General features: G+C 61.4%; 3 protein-coding genes. 2 read left to right on the forward strand and 1 reads right to left on the reverse strand.

Features of this window, described 5'->3' with window-relative positions:
* Positions 1–467, reverse strand: a 467-nt coding sequence (locus tag EOA85_RS35465) for a TetR/AcrR family transcriptional regulator (protein ID WP_164760141.1), incomplete at its 3' end; no start/stop codon positions are given.
* Positions 468–579: 112 nt separating this feature from the next.
* Here EOA85_RS35465 and EOA85_RS35470 point away from each other — a divergent pair.
* A complete protein-coding gene (locus EOA85_RS35470) occupies positions 580–810 on the forward strand; it encodes a hypothetical protein (protein WP_127212743.1) in 231 nt (76 codons plus the stop codon).
* A 119-nt stretch (positions 811–929) separates the two neighbouring features.
* A partial coding sequence (locus EOA85_RS35475; RefSeq protein ID WP_206523474.1) for a bifunctional ornithine acetyltransferase/N-acetylglutamate synthase occupies positions 930–1277 on the forward strand: 348 nt, incomplete at its 3' end.

Raw genomic sequence — 1277 nt, forward strand, 5'->3', positions numbered from 1 at the left:
GAATCGACGTCGGCGGCCACTTCGCCTCTTGCCTTGGCGCGCTCGATCATCTGGGCGGTATGGGCATGGCGTCCTTTCGTGTATTCGACAAGCACGGCGGCTACGGTCGCATCCGACTGCGCCTCGGCGATCAGCGATCTGAAGACGCTGCCTGAGGACGTTTCATGCCAGTGCGAGAACAGGTTCTTCAGGAAGCCGACGAGATCATCCTCGAGGTTTCCGGTATCGGGGTTGTCGACGCGCTTTAGCCGCTGATAGACGTCGAAGAGCAAAGCGGCCTTGCTCGGCCACCAGCGATAGATCGTAGGCTTTCCAGCACGCGCCCGCCGCGCCACCGCTTCGATCGAGAAGCCGGAATAACCGGCCTCGACCAGCACCGCCTCGGCGGCGTCGAGAATGGCGTCGGCGCTGTCGGGGTTGCGCCGCGCGCCAATTGATTTGCGGGCCTGATCTGCGTCCTCACCCATCTGCTGTTTTCCTTATCGGCAAGTTTCCTCAGCATGCATATACGAGCTCTTGACGAAACGGAACGGCCCGTTTTATATAACGGAACGTTTCGTAACGATAAGGAGAGAACCAATGACCTCGACCGCCACCCGCTTCTCGCGCCTCCGCTTTGCGCTGCTGGTGCTTGCCGGCGTCTATCCGCTGATCACCGCCATTCTCTATGTCGTGTTCCCGCTGACCGAACAGTGGGAGATCTGGCAGCGCACGCTGGTCATCGCCCCGCTAATGGTCGCGATCATGATCTGGGGGCTCATTCCCGGCGTGCAGAAGATGTTCTGGAAGTTCCTAAATCCTGCCCAATGACGCAAGCGTGCTGCCGGCAGTTTGGTGTCGTCCGCAACGGTCGGGAAAACGCCCTTGCACCGGCGCCCGCTATCGGGCAAACCGGCGTTCCCCTTGCGATTTTCCCGCCCGAGGTCTTCATGTCAGCCACCATTTCGCCGCTCGCGCCGAAGAAATATCCTGAAATGCCTGACATCGAGGGCGTCCGCATCGCCACCGCCGAGGCCGGGATAAAGTACAAGAACCGCACAGACCTGCTGACCATGGTCTTCGATGCCGGCACCACGGTCGCCGGCGTGTTCACCAAGTCGAAATGCCCGTCGGCGCCGGTCGATTTCTGCCGGCAGAATCTCGGGCAGGGCAAGGCGCGCGTGCTGGTCGTCAATTCCGGCAATGCCAATGCCTTCACTGGCAGCAAGGGCCGAGCCTCTACGGCAATGACCAGCGAGGCTGCAGCCAAGGCTGCGGGCTGCACACCGGACGAGGTG

The organism is Mesorhizobium sp. M5C.F.Ca.IN.020.29.1.1 (assembly GCF_003997375.1).
Classification (GTDB): Bacteria; Pseudomonadota; Alphaproteobacteria; order Rhizobiales; family Rhizobiaceae; genus Mesorhizobium; species Mesorhizobium wenxiniae.

What these genes read in the sequence shown, in the direction of transcription:
- EOA85_RS35470 (WP_127212743.1), top strand. Translation starts at nt 580, where the DNA reads ATGACCTCGACCGCCACCCGCTTCTCGCGCCTCCGCTTTGCGCTGCTG.